This is a genomic window from Dictyobacter aurantiacus (assembly GCF_003967515.1).
GTDB classification, from domain to species: domain Bacteria; phylum Chloroflexota; class Ktedonobacteria; order Ktedonobacterales; family Ktedonobacteraceae; genus Dictyobacter; species Dictyobacter aurantiacus.
This window is the reverse complement of record NZ_BIFQ01000001.1, coordinates 614,489-630,551: the sequence shown is the minus strand read 5'-3', so window position 1 is coordinate 630,551 and position 16,063 is coordinate 614,489. Positions and strand designations below refer to the sequence as shown.

The 16,063-nt window shown below is 50.8% G+C and carries 12 protein-coding genes; 4 read left to right on the top strand and 8 right to left on the bottom strand.

Going from position 1 to position 16,063, the window contains the following annotated elements:
• Positions 1-23: 23 nt before the first annotated feature.
• From KTT_RS02525 to KTT_RS02490, 8 genes are all read right to left on the bottom strand, one after another.
• Entirely contained in the window at positions 24-770 is a 747-nt protein-coding gene (locus KTT_RS02525) for a GntR family transcriptional regulator (RefSeq protein ID WP_126594491.1), read from the bottom strand.
• 176 nt (positions 771-946) lie between these two features.
• The gene (locus tag KTT_RS02520; protein ID WP_160145593.1) at positions 947-2,194 is read right to left on the bottom strand and encodes an anhydro-N-acetylmuramic acid kinase; all 1,248 of its coding nucleotides are present in this window, start codon (positions 2,192-2,194) and stop codon (positions 947-949) included.
• A 1-nt stretch (position 2,195) separates the two neighbouring features.
• A complete protein-coding gene (locus tag KTT_RS02515; RefSeq protein WP_126594489.1) occupies positions 2,196-3,377 on the bottom strand; it encodes an exo-beta-N-acetylmuramidase NamZ family protein in 1,182 nt (393 codons plus the stop codon).
• A gap of 2 nt (positions 3,378-3,379) precedes the next feature.
• Positions 3,380-4,240 (bottom strand): carbohydrate ABC transporter permease, encoded by an 861-nt coding sequence (locus tag KTT_RS02510; protein ID WP_126594488.1) that lies wholly within the window; start codon positions 4,238-4,240, stop codon positions 3,380-3,382.
• 3 nt (positions 4,241-4,243) lie between these two features.
• A complete protein-coding gene (locus tag KTT_RS02505; protein WP_126594487.1) occupies positions 4,244-5,191 on the bottom strand; it encodes a carbohydrate ABC transporter permease in 948 nt (315 codons plus the stop codon).
• Between the two features lie 121 nt (positions 5,192-5,312).
• Positions 5,313-6,623 carry an extracellular solute-binding protein gene (locus KTT_RS02500; RefSeq protein WP_126594486.1) on the bottom strand — a complete coding sequence of 437 codons (1,311 nt, stop codon included), beginning with the start codon at positions 6,621-6,623 and terminating at the stop codon, positions 5,313-5,315.
• Between the two features lie 669 nt (positions 6,624-7,292).
• Positions 7,293-8,234 carry a carboxylesterase family protein gene (locus KTT_RS02495; RefSeq protein ID WP_235845573.1) on the bottom strand — a complete coding sequence of 314 codons (942 nt, stop codon included), beginning with the start codon at positions 8,232-8,234 and terminating at the stop codon, positions 7,293-7,295.
• A gap of 116 nt (positions 8,235-8,350) precedes the next feature.
• Complete coding sequence (locus KTT_RS02490) at positions 8,351-9,475, bottom strand: LacI family DNA-binding transcriptional regulator (RefSeq protein WP_126594485.1); 1,125 nt, start codon at positions 9,473-9,475, stop codon at positions 8,351-8,353.
• A gap of 819 nt (positions 9,476-10,294) precedes the next feature.
• On the opposite strand from KTT_RS02490, the gene KTT_RS02485 reads away from it, so the two are divergent.
• The 4 genes from KTT_RS02485 (at position 10,295) to KTT_RS02470 (ending at position 16,063) form a co-directional block, all read left to right on the top strand.
• Positions 10,295-11,770: an ABC transporter substrate-binding protein gene (locus tag KTT_RS02485; protein ID WP_126594484.1), complete on the top strand. Its 1,476-nt coding sequence runs from the start codon at positions 10,295-10,297 to the stop codon at positions 11,768-11,770.
• A gap of 176 nt (positions 11,771-11,946) precedes the next feature.
• Positions 11,947-12,945 (top strand): carbohydrate ABC transporter permease, encoded by a 999-nt coding sequence (locus KTT_RS02480; protein WP_126594483.1) that lies wholly within the window; start codon positions 11,947-11,949, stop codon positions 12,943-12,945.
• 15 nt (positions 12,946-12,960) lie between these two features.
• A complete protein-coding gene (locus tag KTT_RS02475) occupies positions 12,961-13,833 on the top strand; it encodes a carbohydrate ABC transporter permease (RefSeq protein ID WP_126594482.1) in 873 nt (290 codons plus the stop codon).
• A 964-nt stretch (positions 13,834-14,797) separates the two neighbouring features.
• A complete protein-coding gene (locus KTT_RS02470) occupies positions 14,798-16,063 on the top strand; it encodes an ABC transporter substrate-binding protein (RefSeq protein WP_126594481.1) in 1,266 nt (421 codons plus the stop codon).

The following is a 16,063-nucleotide window of genomic DNA, read 5'->3' as shown; positions in this document are numbered from 1 at the left end:
GCTGCAGAAGTTTCGGATAGCTGCTAGGAGAGGAGCTGCTCGCGTTTCAAGCTGGTGTAGAACACGTATTTATGGCCGCAGTAGATCGACCTGGCGTATTCAATTGGCTGATTGCGCTCGATATAGGCCGTGCGCCTGGTGTAGAGCGCAGGACTACCTATGGGCACCTTGAGTTTTTCTGCTTCCTTGCTGCTGATCAAACCGGCCTCTAATTCCTGTTCGGCCTCAAGTAAGAGCATGCCGTATTTTGTTTCCAATAGCTGATAGAGGGAATGCTGCTCCAGATCCTCTTCCAGCAATTTTTCGCAGCCAATAAAATTCAGGTGGGAGACCTCGATGGCCAGCGGCTCATCATCGGCCAGACGTAGCCGCTGCAGTGTAAAGACAAGCTGCCCGGGCTTGATGCGTAGATAGTCCGCCGTCTTCTCGTCGGCCGGACTCATGCTCATCGAGAGAACCCTGGTAGAGGGACGCTGGCCGCGCGCACGGATATCTTCTGTAAAACCAGTCAGGTGCAGGAGCTGCTGTGTGATCTTATGACGACTGACAAACGTGCCTTTTCCCTGTTCCCGGTAGAACAGCCCTTCGTTGACCAGTTCGGTAATCGCCTGGCGCGCCGTCATGCGGCTCATGCCGTACTGCTCGCTTAGCTCCCGCTCCGAAGGAATCAGTTGGCCAGGCAGCCAATCGCGATTGCTGATCTTCTCCCGCATAATCTCTTTCAACTGATAATAGCGGGGGAGCGGCCCCTTGCGATAAATGGTATTCATAGCTTTATTCTATCTCTTCTCTCTAGCTGGTATGTCTGTATCATGATACGCGTTCTGTATGACTACGCCCAGAACTGGGGAGCGCAGGCGTCCCATTCTTTTTTTCATGGTGGTGCGGCAGGCGCGTGTGCGCGCCTGCCGCACCACCATGAAACTGACTCATGCATGGATCCCCTTTACTGTGATAAGAAATACAGTCGGGTAAGCTGAGCTGGCTGATCCGATTGAGAAGGTTGCCCTTGATAATCTTTGGCCAGATGCCCCAAAAGAGCAGTATAATTGGAGCCGGGAATGATTTTTCCCAGTATCGCCCTGGCCTGCGCTCCTGTACACTGAGGAAGATTGGCGGCCCGCCCATAGATAGTTTCATAGCCGAGTAAAGCAAAGGTCACAGCTTCCTTTACGCTGGCGGTCAATCCATAACTCTCCAGCGTTTTAACCTGGCTGGCAGGTAGCAGCGCCTGTATGCGGGCCATCAGGACTGGATTGTAGCTGCCACCGCCGCTGACAATTACCTCATCAATGTGTGGCGGGCCAAAGCGTTGATAGGCCAGGGCGATGCTCTCTGCGGTAATGGCGGTCAGAGTCGCCATGGTATCGGCGTCTGTCAACTGGCGCTGTGCGGCCTGATTGATCAGGTCGTGGGCAAAGGCATCCCCAAACAGCTCGCGGCCTGTCGTTTTTGGGGGGGGCTGCTGGAAATAAGGATGAGTGAGTACCTCTGAGACCAGGGATTGATCGACCTGCCCCGAGCGCGCCATCTGTCCACCGCGATCAAAGGTCTCCCGTCCCTGTGAGAAGTAGCGCGCGCCATAGTCGATCCAGACATTGCCAGGGCCGGTATCAAAGGCGCTGGCCCCTGCCAGTCCCTTTCCAGCGGGAAGAAGCGTCACGTTGCCGATGCCACCGATGTTCTGCAGCGCCAGCGTCTTCGCGTCATCAGCGAAAAGCAGCGCGTCAAAGAAAGAGACCAGGGGTGCGCCCTGTCCACCAGCTGCCATGTCGGCCACGCGAAAATCAGCGACCGTAGTAATGCCGGTGCGCTGAGCAATCACCGCCGGCTCGCCCATCTGCCAGGTCGAGAGCACGTGTCCAGCCTCGACCTGGTGATAGAGCGTCTGACCATGAGACGCGATCAGATCCACCTGCTGGCGCCGTAGACCTTCCTCGTCCAGAAAGGCAAGGCAGGCACTGGCGAAAGCCTCGCCCAGCCGAAAGTTGAGCTCCGTCAACTCATCCAGCGCGCCCTGTTTGGAGTGGCACAGATTGAGCACCTGTTGTCGTAGCGCGGCCTCATGAGGATACTCGCGCTGGGCCAGCAGGCGGAAAGAGATGGTCTGGGGTTGAGGGCCCGGTAAAAACTCGCATAGCGCCAGGTTAATCCCATCCACCGAGGTGCCCGAGTTCATGCCAATGACGTACATGTTATTCCTCCTCTGCGCCATAGAGCAGGAATGGACGTCGCCGCTCTTGGAAGGCGGTTAGCGCCGGTTCCCAGGTCGCGAGGATATCTGGAACCTCCGCGCCGCCGTCGAGTGCCAGCCTCAGCGCATTGCTGCCGTATAGGAGATCAATAAAATGCTTGCCCTCAGCCCCACTAATCCAGTTGAAGGGAGCCGGAGAGAACTTATGTAGTCCATAGATCAGATATATCCCCATCTCAACCGGCTGCAGCAGGTCAGGCTCCACTATATGTACCTGTATCCCACCACATATCTGTTGCGCATGTTTGGAGAAGGTCGGCGTAAAATAGGTTGGGCGAAAGGCCACGCCTGGCAGTTGATACTTATCCAGTTCCTCAGCCAGCGCGAAAGGATCGAGATCCGGCGCTCCGATCAGTTCAAAGGGGCGTGTCGTTCCCCGGCCTTCAGAGCAGGGAGTGCCTTCAACGAGGCAGGTGCCTGGATATAGCTTGATCGAGTCCAGGGTCGGTAGATTGGGCGTAGGCTGCACCCAGGGAAGATCTGTCTCCTCAAAGCGCAGCGAACGCCGCCAGCCGTGCATGGGGACCACCAGCGGCTCTGGCCAGCCGTAGTTAGCCGCGAACAGCCGCGCGAGCTCTCCGCTCGTCATCCCATGCTGAATCGGCAGTGGATGACAGCCCACAAATGAATTGAAGGCGTTATCAAGGATATTGCCCGCGACCCGGTTGCCGCCCAGTGGATTGGGGCGATCGAGGACCACAAAGGTCAGTTCCGCCTGAGCCGCCGCCTGCTGGGCATGTTGCAGCGTGGCGATATAGGTCGAGTAGCGCGCGCCCAGGTCCTGCATATCGTAGATGAGGAGATCCAGACCGGCCAGCATTTCTGGATCCGGTCGGCGCGTTTCTCCGTACAGGCTATACATCGGCAGTCCGGTACGCTGGTCCACCTGGCCCGCTACCTTGACGCCCGCCTGCATATCTCCACGAATACCATGCTCGGGTCCAAACAGGGCACACAGCTCAACCTTACCGTGTGCCTGCAGCAGATCCACCGTATTGCGAAACCGCCGATCGATACCCGTCGCATTTGTCAGCAGGCCAGCGCGTTTTCCGGCTAATTGTGGTATATCCGTTGCCAGAAACACTTCCAGCCCGGACTCTACATGTGCCCGTGTCTGTCTCACTACTACCCCTTAATAGCTCCCATACGTACGCCACTCAAGAAGTTGCGCTGGAAGATCATGAAAAAGATAATCATTGGTAGCGCGGCCAATGCGGCTCCCGCGAAGATAATGCCATAGTCGGTTGTGAACTCACCTTGCAATCCTGCGACGCCTACCGGCAGTGTATAGTTGCTGCTGGACTGCAGGACAACCAGCGGCCAGAAGAAGTCGTTCCAGTGTTGTACAAAGACCATGATGGCCAGGGCGCCAATGGCTGGTTTCGAGAGTGGCAGGATTACATGCCAGAAGACGCGTAGCTCGCCGCAACCATCCATGCGTGCGGCCTCCAGCAGCTCTGTGGGTAGCGTCTGGATAAACTGACGCATCAGAAAAATCCCAAAGACACCCGCCATGCCCGGCAGAATAACGGCTAGCAGCGTGTCCAGCAATCCCAGATTACGTGTCTCAACGTAGAGCGGGATAAAGGTCACATAGGAAGGGATCATCATCGTCGCGACCAGAATCCAGAACAGGATATCGCGTCCCGGGAATTGCTTTTTCGCGAAGGCATAGCCGGCCAGGGTATCAAAAAAGATGTGGAAGACGGTGATCGTGAGCGCGATGAAGAGGCTGTTTTTTCCCCAGGACCAATAATCGCTGGCGTCGGAAAGCAGGCGTTGAAAATTCGATAGGCTGGCATGCACAGGAATGAGATCGGGTGGTGTCTTAATCGCATAAGTTGTAGGAGTGATGGCGGTGACAAAGAGCCAGTACATTGGCCACAGCGCGATGATGGCAGCCACAATCAAAACTGCCCAGGCTCCAATCGTGGTCCACTTGAATGGCCGGGTGGTACGGCTGACTTTTACGGTAGATTGTGCCATAGTTTAATACTCCACATCGCTTCTCAGAAAGCGGAACTGTACAATGGTTACCGCGGCAATCATTAAGAACAGGATAAAGGCCTGAGCGGAGGCAATGCCGTACTGGAACTGCTGGAAGGCGTTCTGGTAGATTTGCGTCAGGATAAACTGTGTGTTATTACCCACGCCACTGGGGACCAGGATAAACACCTTTTCGAACACCTGGAAACTGGCGATGGTGTAGAGTACCACTACATAAAGCGTTGTAGACTTGATCAGCGGTAGCGTAATATGCCACCAGCGCATGATAGGACCTGCGCCATCGAGTTGTGCCGCCTCATAGTATTCAGGTGGAATGCTGCCCATGGCCGCGTTAAAGAGCACCACGCCCGTCGCTGGAACAGTCAGGATCGTCGAAAGTGTAATGCTATTGAGCACCAGGGCAGGATCAGAGAGCCAGCGCATCGGTGCGATGTGGAACAGACTCAGCAAATAGTTCAAAAAGCCATATTCTGAGTTATAGATAAACTTCCAGACGATGGCGACAATCACCGAACTGGTTACAGCCGGCAGATAGAAGGCAGCCAGGAAGAACGTCTTCACATGTTTATGCCTGCCTTGAATCAAGGCTGATAGGATCAGGGCAATAAAGATATTGGCGCAAACGGTAATGATTGTATAGTACAGCGTATTTTCGATGGCCCTGGTAAAGACCCCGCTATCAGTTGTAAAGGCCCGCAGGTAGTTTCTGAAGCCAACCCATTCAGTACTCGAAACAATGTCGCCTTGCTGAAAAGAGATAATCAGGGCCCAGACAACCGGAACGAGGGTAAAAATAGTAAAGGCCAGCATACTGGGAAGCACAAAGGCGTAGCTCCAGCCATGGTCCTTGATAAAGCGCTGAAATTTGTTGTGTTTGGGGCGGTAGACAGAGCGCGTTTCGGCGGCCTCCGCTACTTGTAGGTCTGACATGACCATCCTCCTCATAAGGGCTGAAAATGCTGGCTCCACGAAACAGCAGTGAAGGAAAAGCGGGACCGGGGAGCACGACATGCTCCCCGGTTCAATTGTATCTATCTACATGTGGAAAACATCAGGACTGACTATCGGCGAGAATTGAGTTGATCTCATTGGCAGGTGCTTTGAGGGCTTGCTCTGGTGTTTCTTTACCCAACACCGCATTCTGGAGATGGGTATGTATCAGTGTACGAATCTGTGTCCATTCCGCGATCAGCGGCATCAGATAGGTATACGACACCATGGGCGTGAACTTATTGATGGGATCGGTCACCGTAATTGACTTGCGCGCACCCGGAGCCAGGTAGTACTTGGGCACATCCTTGGCGACCTGGTTACCCGTGAGGTAGCTCGCCATATTCATGGCAGCCTTGATCCTATCACTATTGCTAGATTTCGCGACAGCGATCAAGCCAATGCCGCCTGTGGTGAGGTGTTTGCCCAGTTTCCCCATCGGCATCGGTTTGACGGTGAAGTTCATGTTCATCGCCGCATAGCCGCTTGAGTCGCCACTGGGAGCGCAATACATGGCATAATTTTTGTGCTGGCTAAAGCCGGTAGAAATATCCTCAGCTGCCTGGGTGCCGAAATCGGGTGGCGTCACTTTATATTTTTGTGCCAGGTCGACCAGCTTTTGCAGCCCAGTAATAGTCTCGGGAGAATCAAAGGCATATTTCTTATTATCCGGTGTCAGGGGTACGCCACCATCACCCATGATGAACGGCCAGGTATTGACCACGCCTGGATCGATCATGCCGGTAAAGCCATAGACCTTCTGACCATTAGCGCGCGTGAAGGTCAGCTTCTGCGCGATCTCCACAAATTGTTCATAGGTCCAATCATCTGCTGGTACAGGGACACCACGCTCTTTAAAGATATCCAGGTTCAAATACATACCAACGGGAGGGACCCAGAGTGGCCAGGCATAGGCTTTGCCGTTAATTTTAACGGCATCAAGCAGGTTTGGATAGATATCGGCCTTGTCATCGGCGGTCAAATAATCGTCAATTGGCTGCACCGATCCCTGCTTGACGAGTAGAGGAAGATTGTCGGATGGAATACGGAAGACATCTACCGATGAACCACCATTGACAGCCTGCGTGACTTTGGTAAAGCCCGCATTATCTCCGGTATAGCCAGTGACCTTAACCGTTATGTCTTTATGGCTCTTCATATAAGCCTGAACCGCGGCATCAGTCAGCTTGCCAGTTGCGTTAGCGCCATTTGGCTGGTAACCCAGGGCCCAATAGCGTAAGGTTTGCGCCTGTGGGGTAGAAGAACCGGAAGAACCTCCTCCACATGCCGCCAGTAGCGCTGCCAGTGCGCTGGTACCAACTGCAACTTTGCCGCCGTCAATCATGAATTGTCGTCGTGTTATCGAACTCATGCTGGTGTCTCCTCGATGAAATAAAGATCGGGAATAGCGAAAATGATGTCCTCTGTTACAGCTATACAGGGATTAGTGCGATGCACATAGTAAGAAGAAAGTGCAACTGCCTTGATATGGAACATATGTCGTATCAACTCGCCTGCCTTAAAAAATTGAGTTGTTTATACATACCCTTCCCATATGAGGCCTGTATTGTAGAAGGTGAAAACCTATGAAAAGATGAAGAAATAAGTGTTGAAGACAGTGCCACATCCTCTTCATTGATCGATGCTTCCTTTCTATCTTCGCATCACAGGGGTGTTCTAGTCGTTAAGTTGTATAGACCAACAGATAGAGTTATCACACTATGCCATACTTTCCGTACCCTGTCAAGCATAAAACTTGCCCCGAGAAAAATAATGTACTTAGAGATCTTCTGATAGTTCTACTCATTTTTCTATACTTGAATGGAATATTTGCAATCTCTTATTGGAGCGTGTCTAACTCTCATGATGATGGCCTGCGGCCTGCATGGGTTTTCGCACCTTCGGTGCTCAGAAATCCGTTGTGTGATCGTGCCTGGGGCGCTAATGCGCGCCCCAGGCACGATCACACAAAACCAGTGCGGCCGCGTAGCGGACGCCCGTGCGGGGGCACGCATGTGCCCCTAACATGACATAGCACAGTCTAATTTTTTTGTGAGAAAAGCCAGCTATAAAAGTTGGGAACCGGATTGCTGGCATTGTTCAACGAATAGATTTCACCCCAGATATAATGCTGGCCATGGGGAAGCTCTGTGTAGCGTGGTGATTCGCCCGCTGCCCTCATAGCGGCGATCATCTGGCGCGTTCCCGAGACAGGTACGATCGGGTCCTTCGCGCCATGAAAGGCCCAGACCGGAAGATCCTTTAACACGCCTACCTTTGAAGGATCACCGGCGCCAGAAATAGGGGCGGCCGCCGCAAAGTAGTGTGGCCAGCGTTCAATTATATCCCAGGTGCCATATCCTCCCTGCGATACGCCGGTAACATAGAGCCGATGTGGATCAATGCCTGTATACTGTTTCTGCAGGCTATCAATGAGCTGTTTGGCCATCAGTAGTTCCCTCGTTGGGCGGGGAGCCTGCTTGTATGAGCCTTCACGTGATGAGTTATTTACCCACTGATGGGGGATCATGACCTGGGGTACAACGACAAAGGTCGGCCAGCGTTGCTGGATATGAGGATCGTGGGCGCCTGTATAGGTATCGCTCCATACCCTGACGTAATCCTGCTCAAAGAGTAAGGCCTGATTCTGCGCTGGTGTATTGTGCGGCTGAGCGCGTTCACCTCCACCGTGGAGAAGGAGGACCAGCGGATACTTATGCGCGGGATTATAATGGGCCGGCTGGTAAAGGTAATAAGGCAGGTTATGTCCTTGCCCATCGCTGAAGACGCGTTTCTGATAGCCATCAACCATGACCGCCTTATTCACCTCTGAGGGAGCTATCTGGCCTGTTGGGCCCGATGCCGCATGACTGGTTGTGCCAGGTAAGCTATAGGTCAGAAGCAAATAGCCAGCGTATATACAAAGGACAAGCAAACCTGTACTGCTCAGGGTGTGCGTAATTTTCTGCCGCAATATTTGCACTGCCGGGATATCCTTCTATAAATGCTAATCTGATTGTGAAACAATTGCATGTCTATAGTATAAAGTACTCTCGAATCGACTTTTATCTCACTATATTTTATGTAGAAAGTTTAATTCTATATAAAGCGGGTTGAGGATAAGGGATACTGGCGTAGCTGTGGTCGCAGACGAATTGTTGTTGTTGGTAGAACTGGACCTAGCATAAGTTGGTCCAGGAGAGAAAACATTGCCTGAACGATATAGGCGGGATCAAATTCAAAAACGGTCATATCTTTGGTGCGACCAAACAGGATCGGCGAGCCCGCGTTGGCATGGGTCACAATATTGACATCTTGCCCGATTCTGATCCCCAGTTCTTCCAGTGCTACCAGCGCCCCATCGGTCATCATGTCATTGGAGATAAAAATGCCATCGGGCCGCGTTGGATTAAACGTGCCGAATACCTCTTTTGCCAGCAGATAGCCCTGCTCCTGCAGGGTCAACGTTTTTTGCGAGGGAGGAACATACGATTGGCGGGTAAATTCTGGATAGTAAGGGAGCTTGTGTTCATTGAGTAGCTGCCGCATCGCCAGTATAGGCTCCCTATCTTCCAGATAGGGATACTGTACAGTTGGAGTCCAGATGCCGATACGCTTGCAATTCTGCTGTATCAGTGCCAGTGTCGCCATGCGGCCCAGTTCTCTGCTGTCGAGGGTAACATTCCAATGGCTATTAGCCGCAAAGGAAACACAAGGAACCTGCATATCTTCGCAACTTTGCCCCATGATGGTAGGCACCCCAACGGCCAGCAACCCATTAAACTTTTTGCTCTCGATCATCTCCTGAACGTCATATGGCAGAGGATTGATATGATCGCTGATCGACTTCACAAAACGAAACATGCAGATTTCGTCCCGGTAAGCGGTTCGCTGTTGTGCTTCCTGTTCTAGATTAATCCACAGCATACTCCAGAAAGGAGAAGCCGCGGGCCCTGACAGAAGAGACGAATCAAAGAGAATGCCGATCGTTTTATGGTAAATCGTGGAAGACACGAAGATGCCCTGGCGTTCCTTGCGATACAGGATTTGTTCGGCTTCTAATTTGTTGAGCGCATCGCTGAGGGTGACACGTGTTGTGCTCAACTCATCGCATAACTGACGAATGGTCGGCAACTTCGCCCCTGGTCCGCGAGTAAAGGCCAGTTCGCGTAGCTGCTTATAAATACCCTCAAATTTTGTTTCCGCTTTGAGTTGTGATTTCAAGGTGGCTCCCAGCGATTTTTAAGTCCATATATTGAGGATTTTATCTTGCTGTCCTAGGACAATTATAAGTTTGGGCATGAATTATTGTCAAGCTTTTTCGTCCAGGGCGGCGCATATATGCGAAGCGATGGCACTAAATGCGAAGGATTGGCTGTATTTAAGGCGCTCGTCACATATCCAATTGGTTATATGTTGAATTAAGGTCATAAGGTCTTGACAATAAATAAATCCCTGCCTTATACTTGTTCTAGGACATGGGTTTTCAGGAAAAAGAGATTGTTCTCTTTGTTTTTACTTATCTGTTCTACTCCTACACCCGTTGGCGCTGTTTGCCAGACGTAGGATCTTAAAGGTATCGGCCTCTTCATTGAAGAAGCGCTGATGGGCTGAGTGCTAAGGAGTATAAGTATGACCTGTAGTATCTATAACTATGGCACCCATCCGTATCCATCCTTAATAATATTTACCCCCGGTTTTGATCATAAGCGCATGCCTGTCACCTATCATTGTTGGACACGTCGGATCACGCATTGATTCTCTTGCATCTTTTTTCTCTAAATAAAGACTTCAGCATTTAACCTGGTATACATCGGCCTTTTTTTATCTTTTGCTACCAGATTTAAAACAGTATGTGTATTTTTTACACCTCTGTTCTAGAACAAGGGTATTGTCGTTATGGTCAATCGGTTACAACCGATTGATTTATCCCTTGCATTTGCTGTTCTTTTCAATGCAGCGGGGTGGGTGTACAACACATTCTTGCCTGCAGATGAAGTGTTTGTCCCGTCCTTATTTTTGAGTGAAGGAGCGATTTCGGTCATGAGTGATTTTTCGCGTATGAATCGCCGCAGCTTTCTGCAAACGGCGGCGGCTACCGCTGGTGCCGCCTCGCTAGGCGGCGTCCTGGCGGCCTGTGGTGGTTCAAGTTCAGGGAGTAGTGGCTCTACCGTTACCATCAAGTACTGGGACTGGTGGGTCTCCCAGGCCCCATGGGTAGATAATGAGATCAAGCTGTTCCAGAAGGCCCATCCAAACATTACGGTGAAGAAGACAACACAGGCCAGTAATACCTTTGACAACCTGTACGCCTTGGCCGCCAAAAGTGGCAATCAACCAGACGTCTCTATGATACCTCAGAAGCCGAATTTTAATATTCAGGTGAGCAACGGCTGGTTTATGCCCATTGATAAGTGGGCGAACGATGCATGGAAACAAAAGTTCCCAACTGGTACTTTCCATGAGGGGAACAACATGTTTAATGGCAAGCTCTACTCGGCCCCTTTTTCCGGCTATGCTCCCTGGCTCCAACTCTACATCAATAATAAGGTCTTTAAAGATGCTGGACTGGTCAATGCCGATGGAACGGTCTTTGTGCCTAAGACCTGGGATGATGTGACCCATGCCGCAGAGCAGGTGACCAAAAAGAGCAATGGCAACGCCTATGGCCTTGGCTTTGGTAATAGTAGCTTCAACCTGCTTTTCTGGTGGATCGAGCTGTTTGTGCGTGGCGCCGGTAGTCCTGGTGGCGCCTACAGTATGGATAATCGTGTTGGCAAGTATACCTATGGGAGCGATCGCAACTACGCGGACTTCCTGACCCTGTTTAAAGAATGGAAGACCAAAGGCTATTTCCATCCCAATTCGATGAGCATGACCGATGAGATTGCCCGTGCCAACTTTGAGCGTGGCAAATTTGGTATGACCGTTGGTGGTGTCTGGAATCAGGCCGAGTGGAGCCAGCATAACTTTACCGACTATACCCTGACGACCCTGCCCTCCCCACAGGCTACTCCCAAGGCTTACTTTAACTATACTCCCGGTGGCACTATGGTGGCCCTATCATCCAAGACAAAACATCCTGATGAGGCATGGGCCTGGATGGATTGGATATACAGTCCAGAAGCGGGCAAGCGCTGGGTGAGCATGGGTGAGGACCTCTCGATCTTCTCACAGAACAACGATCCTGCCCTGGTGAAATTCAAACCCTTTGCGCAATATGTATCGACCGCGAAACTCACGCTGCCGGCTCCCGATGTCAGCGTACGTAATCCTCAGACGGCCAATGTGCAGGTGCAGGCGGTCAAACCGGACCTGGGAGACCTGGCTGCCGGCTGGTATACTGGCCAGATTTCTGATCTGCAGGGCTCCCTCAACGATCTGCAGGCGCGTATGCAGAAGGCTCAGGATGACGCCGTCAAGCAGGCGCAGCAAAAAGGATATAAGGTGAACGCCAGCGACTGGGCTTTCCCTGATTGGGACCCCACCAAGCCCTACATTACCAAACCTGGCTCGTAGACATCGCCTGATGTTGAACCGGGAGCGCCCGTGAGGGGAGCGGCGACTGTTGCGCAACAGCCGCCGCCCCTGGCATCATCGCAGATAAAAAAATGGAAGCCGTAGAAATATGTATTTCACACAGGTTTCGCGTCGGAGCGAAAAAGCGTCGTATATGCAAGAAGGAAAGAGATTGTATGCAAGCACCGACATTGCCCTCTAAAACTACAGGGAAGCCAGCTGCATCTCGCCAGCGCACACCATTCAAGCGGACAATCTGGCAGGAGATTATGGCAAGTGGCTGGTCATACCTCTATATTGCCCCGATGGTGATTCTTATCCTGGCGTTTACGATCTACCCTACAATTGCATCTCTAGGATATACCTTCTATCAGTGGAACGGTATTGGTGATCCCAGCGACTTTGTTGGCTTTGATAATTTTATCCGCGTCATGCACGACTCCGTCTTCTGGGGAGCATTCTTGCACACCTTGACCTATACTGTAGTGCTGGTTCCGATACAATTGGCGCTGGCGTTGATGCTGGCGCTGGTATTGAATAACCCCAAATTGAAATTCTCCACCTTCTATCGTTCCGTCTATTTCATCCCGGCGGTAACCTCGGCCGCCGTTATTGGTATTGTGGTGCAGTTGATCGTCTCAAACTTTGGCGATAGCATCAACAAGGTCTTGATGACCCTGCATCTAACGCATGATCAGATCGACTTCCTGGGTGATCCCCGCTTCGCGCTGGGCATCATTATCGTGGTGGGTATCTGGAATACCCTGGGCTATAATCTGGTCTACTTTCTGGCCGGACTGCAGACTATTCCCACCGAGATGTACGAAGCAGCGACCATTGACGGGGCCAACAGTTTTGGGCGCTTCGCCTATATTACCGTTCCGATGTTGCGCGCAGTTGGCCTGATCATTCTTATTCTGGCGATTCTGGGAAGCCTGCAGATTTTTGACCTGGTGATGGTCATGACGGATGGTGGTCCGTTTAACGCCACGGAGGTCGTCAATACCTACATTTTCCACCAGGCCTTTGGTGGATCAGCGCGTGCAGGCGTCCAACCAAATATCGGCTTTGCCTCGGCCGCCTCCTTCTTTTATGGCCTGATCCTGATGGTCTTCTCCGCCTTCCAATTGCTGATCGTCCGTTATGTCAGGCAACAACGCGATCTTGTATCCTAGAGAGGAAAGAAAAAGATGTCTGCTATTACGCAAAAAGGGATGGGGCGGCGGCGTAAACGTCGGACGGGCAAATCGATGTGGCTCACCCATATCATCCTCCTGCTCGGCGGCCTGATCTGGGTTTATCCATTTTTATGGATGCTGGGTAGTTCGCTCAAGACCGACCAGGATTTCTTTAGCCAGGGTTTAAATATTTTTCCTGGGAAGACGATCGCGTGGGGAAACTATCCCGCCGCCTGGAATGAAGCCTCTTTCGGGCAATATTTCATCAATACGGTCATCGTCTCTGGTCTGACCGTTGCCTTTGTTCTGCTTTTCACCTCGATGGCCGGCTACGCGATTTCGCGCACCAGCTTTCCCGGCAAGAAACTTTTGCTTGGCTTGATCGCGCTGACCCTTTTCTTGCCCCATGGCTATACTATCCTGCCCATTTTCGATTTGATCCAGCGCCTGGGCCTGTTAAATAGTCTTTCAGCGGTTATCGTTGTAGAGACCGGTGGTGGACTGATTTTTCCTACTTTCCTCTTTATTGGCTACTTCTCATCAATGGATAAAGAGATCGAGGACGCTGCCCGCGTCGATGGGGCCGGTTTTAACCAGCGTTTCTGGATGATTATGTTCCCGCTGGCGGGACCGATGCTGGCAACGGTCGCCCTCTTCACCTTTATTGGCGCCTGGAATAACTTCTTTATTCCGCTGGTTTTTACGCTGGCGAATCCTGAACTGCAGACTCTCGCCGTTGGCATGTATGCCTTTATTGGTCAGAACTCGACCCAGTGGTCGTACCTGACAGCGGGTGCCGTGATCACATTGGCGCCGATCATGCTGGTCTTTATCTTCCTGCAGCGCTACTTTATCAATGGAGTAGCCGGAGCTGTGAAATCCTAACATACTATCTTTTTCGACTTTGACCCTTGATGAACTTCCGACGAGATAGGCCAGCGCTCCACACTCTGGCCTATCTTTTTATCCGCTGCCTCTGTATTTGCTGTAGTTATTTAAAAATTGATACTAACTTATTTCTTTGAATGTTCAAAGAACGTTGGAAATCACAGTTCTATCAAAACAAACTTGACAAATTATCTTCTATTCATTATATTATTGTCATTGAGTGAAGTAACTTTATCCGTCTTCGAGCAACTTATAAATTTGCTGAATAGGCAGTGTTGTTTTTTTTGTGAATTTACAACGTTGTAAGACTACAATACTGTTTATTGATGCACCAGTATTTATGTTTGTGCTGACCGATCCCTCTAGTTGTGATTAGCCAGGCACAGCTTTTCCGGTAATAATTTTATGGTGTGCAGCCAGCAAATGTATTGGGAAAGGAGGTATGAGTCTCAAAGGAGCTTTTCTCAGGTTCTTGTCCAAGAAACGATGGTGTTTTATTGTTGCCTTTCACAAATAACAAAGGATAGACTGTAGTGCAGCAGGAAAAGGAAAGACCCTTTTTGATTTGCTTAAGTGCAAAAATCAGAAAAATTACCTCCAGGCAAATAAATTGCCTTCCCCAAACTTTGTCTCAGACAAGAGGTTCGTTACAAGCACAGCCTATAAACTGGGATTCTTTTCATTACTGTTATTTGCTTTGCGGCGCTATCGTTTTATGCCTTCATCGTAATCAAATCCTGGCAAAAAGATGCGTGGATGCATTTTTTGATAGTTGCATGCTGATAATCGGCAACTATACCCATCACTTCTTCCAACAACGCCAATTACGTTTCTCAACAATATGATCTGGTGATCTCCGCAGGTGTATGGACACAGTGTGTGCTTCCTGCAGAAAAGTTTGTATCGTGTATTGATTAGTTTTTATCCATGGATCTTTTGCTGTGGATATGGAGAAGCAATCATGGCATCATCTATTTCACGTCGCCGCTTTTTGCAATATACTGGTGCAGCAACCATTAGTGGTTCGTTGCTTGCCGCGTGCGGAAATACCTCGGTAGGTCCTGGTGCTACAAATAGTGGTGGGGGAACCGCTTTATCTCAGTGGTATCACCAGTATGGTGAGAGTGGTACAGAAGCTGCTGCGAAGCGTTATGCCAAAGAATACACCAAAGCTAACGTGACTGTGCGTTGGACTCCGGGTGATTATGCTACTGTACTGAACTCGGCCCTTATCAGCAATAGTCCTCCTGATGTGTTTGAAACATCAGGTGTTGGCGTTGACCAGATCAAAAATGGCTTTTTTGAGCCTCTAGATGATCTATTCGGCGATGCGAAAAGCGATTTTAGCGATGTCAGCCTGTCACCATATACCGTTAATGGCAAAGTCTATGGTATCAAGATGCTCAATGATACTGGTCTGCTCTACTATCGTAAAAGCATGCTGCAAAAGGCCGGTGTACAACCTCCCACAACATTCGCTGAAGTTATCACTGCTGCTCAGAAATTGACCACGAAGGATGTGAAAGGTCTCTTCGTGGGTAATGACGGTGGAATTGGGGCTCTGGGCAATATTGCTGTCTGGTCCGCGGGCAGCGATTTTGTCAGTAAAGACAATAAGATTATTTTCAACAATGATCGCACGGCTGCGGCCATTGAAAAAATTGTTGAATTGAATAAAACGAAAGCACTGCTGCTTGGCAACACCACGGACTGGTGGGACCCATCAGCGTTCACGCAGGGTCTGGCGGCCATGGAATGGACAGGTTTATGGGCGATGCCAGCCATTCAAAAGGCACTGGGCGATGACTTTGGTGTAATGGCCTGGCCAAAATTGGATGCCCAGGGGACACCGGCAACCTTCCTGGGTGGTTGGGGGGCCTGTGTCTCAGGCAAAGGAAAAAATAAAGACGCTGCCAAAGCTTTTGTGAAATGGCTCTGGATTGATAACACCAAAGATCAAGAAGATTGGTGTCTCAGCTACGGCTTCCATATTCCTCCCCGTGCCAGCCTGGCGAGCAAAGCGACGAAGCTACAGAGTGGTCCTGCCTCTGATGCCGTTACTATCGCCAAACAGTATGGCAAAGCGACCCCACCTATCTGGGATGGTACTATGGGCACCGCATTTAGCGATGTGATCACTCGTGCTGTCAAGAACAATGCTAACATTCAAAGTGAGTTGAAACAGGCTGAGGACAAGTGTAACACCGAATTGCAGAAGTTGCTGTAG

Excerpts from the sequence above, each read along its gene's own strand:
- KTT_RS02525 (WP_126594491.1), bottom strand. The coding sequence starts at position 770 with ATGAATACCATTTATCGCAAGGGGCCGCTCCCCCGCTATTATCAGTTG.
- KTT_RS02520 (WP_160145593.1), bottom strand. The coding sequence starts at position 2,194 with ATGTACGTCATTGGCATGAACTCGGGCACCTCGGTGGATGGGATTAAC.
- KTT_RS02510 (WP_126594488.1), bottom strand. The coding sequence starts at position 4,240 with ATGGCACAATCTACCGTAAAAGTCAGCCGTACCACCCGGCCATTCAAG.
- KTT_RS02505 (WP_126594487.1), bottom strand. The coding sequence starts at position 5,191 with ATGTCAGACCTACAAGTAGCGGAGGCCGCCGAAACGCGCTCTGTCTAC.
- KTT_RS02500 (WP_126594486.1), bottom strand. The coding sequence starts at position 6,623 with ATGAGTTCGATAACACGACGACAATTCATGATTGACGGCGGCAAAGTT.
- KTT_RS02485 (WP_126594484.1), top strand. The coding sequence starts at position 10,295 with ATGAGTGATTTTTCGCGTATGAATCGCCGCAGCTTTCTGCAAACGGCG.
- KTT_RS02480 (WP_126594483.1), top strand. The coding sequence starts at position 11,947 with ATGCAAGCACCGACATTGCCCTCTAAAACTACAGGGAAGCCAGCTGCA.
- KTT_RS02475 (WP_126594482.1), top strand. The coding sequence starts at position 12,961 with ATGTCTGCTATTACGCAAAAAGGGATGGGGCGGCGGCGTAAACGTCGG.
- KTT_RS02470 (WP_126594481.1), top strand. The coding sequence starts at position 14,798 with ATGGCATCATCTATTTCACGTCGCCGCTTTTTGCAATATACTGGTGCA.